The 1,524-nt window shown below is 52.9% G+C and carries 1 protein-coding gene; it reads left to right on the top strand.

Annotated features, from left to right (window positions below; translation table 11 throughout):
- Positions 1-105: 105 nt before the first annotated feature.
- Entirely contained in the window at positions 106-1,407 is a 1,302-nt protein-coding gene (locus tag D7024_RS14540) for an ISNCY family transposase (RefSeq protein WP_243113868.1), read from the top strand.
- Positions 1,408-1,524: the final 117 nt, after the last annotated feature.

A 1,524-nucleotide genomic window follows, 5' to 3' on the forward strand; every position in this document is an offset into this window, starting at 1 on the left:
TCGTCGGACTGTGATATTGTCACCCTGTAAGCGGTCTGAGAAAATGTCACCATGGAGAGAGGAGACATTTTCTTGAGCGCAAAGGAAGCAAAACGGGTGTTCGTTATGGAGCAGGTTCTTAGCGGTAAATTAACAGTCCGACAGGCAGCACAACTTCTCGGTCTCAGTGAACGCCAGGTAAAACGCCTTAAAGGAGGCATGCAAAAAGAGGGTGTGGCGTTCCTGGCTCACAAAAACCGTGGCCGTAAGCCTAGCCATGCTGTACCCAAGTCAGTTTGCGACAAAGTGATTCAACTGGCCCAAAACGAATATCGGAATGCTAGTTGTGAACATATGGCTGAACTTTTGGCACAGTACCAGGACATCGTACTCTCTGCCCGCACCGTTCGCCGCATCCTTACTAAAGCTGGTGTTCATAACCCGCATTCTCATAAGACTGCCCGCCGCCGGCGCTCCCGCGACCGGATGCCTAAAGAAGGCTTGCTTGTTCAGTGTGATGCCAGTCCCTTTGACTGGCTGGAAGGAAGAGGACCTAAAATGAGCCTCCATGGGGCTATTGACGATGCTACCGGAAAAATCCTGGGCCTTTACTTCCGGCTGCAGGAGGACACCATGGGCTACCTGCACGTCCTCTGGCAGGTCTTAAATAACCATGGAGTTCCTCACAGTCTTTACAGTGACCGGCATACTATCTTCTTCTCCCCGAAAACCGACAAGCTTTCCATCGAGGAGGAGTTGGCCGGTAAAAAGGTACCCCTTACCCAATTCGGACGAGCTCTAGACGAACTGGGTATTATCCATATCCCTGCCCGCTCTCCCCAGGCTAAAGGCCGCGTAGAGCGTTTGTGGGGCACTCTACAGCATCGTTTGGTTATTGAGTTGCGCCTGGCTGGTATTTCTACGCTGGAAGAGGCTAATGCTCTCCTCCCGGAGTTCATTGCCAGGTTTAACGCTCGTTTCGCCACAGAACCGGCTGACCCTGAACCGGCCTTCCGGCCAGCACCGTCCCCGCAGGAGCTTATGCAGATTATTTGCTTGAAAGAAGAGCGTAAGGCTTCCAACGGTTCCACCATCTCATACGGCGGACGTAGCTATCAGCTGATCGATTCCCGGGGTATTGTGGCCCTACTCCGCCCCCGGAGCAAGGTCGTTGTACTTACACACCTGGATGGTTCTCTGAGCGCCCTTTATCAGGACAGGCTGTTTGCTCTTAAGTTCTTTTGCCCGCCATCTATTGCGAATACAGAGCAGGAACTCGGGCAATCCAAACCCCAACCCAAGACTCCACATGGTACGAAAAAACCTGCTCCGGACCACCCGTGGCGGCGTACTCCGCGGTTGTCTGCTAAACGGGTACTAGAACCCATTGATTATTATCTCCTCGATAAGCTCAAACAACAGTTCTAAGGAGGTGTTCGGTCCCTGCTTAAGCATTTTGCACGTCGATTTTTGCATGTTCTTTGGTGAGCCCTTGAGGCTTTCAGGCGGCGCCGAAGGGTAGTCTTGACGGCCGGGGTCCCCTCA

This window comes from Desulfofundulus salinus (assembly GCF_003627965.1).
Classification (GTDB): Bacteria; Bacillota; Desulfotomaculia; order Desulfotomaculales; family Desulfovirgulaceae; genus Desulfofundulus; species Desulfofundulus salinus.

Bases quoted from the DNA above. Each gene is read 5' to 3' on its own strand.
- D7024_RS14540 (WP_243113868.1), top strand. From the start codon at position 106: ATGGAGCAGGTTCTTAGCGGTAAATTAACAGTCCGACAGGCAGCACAA.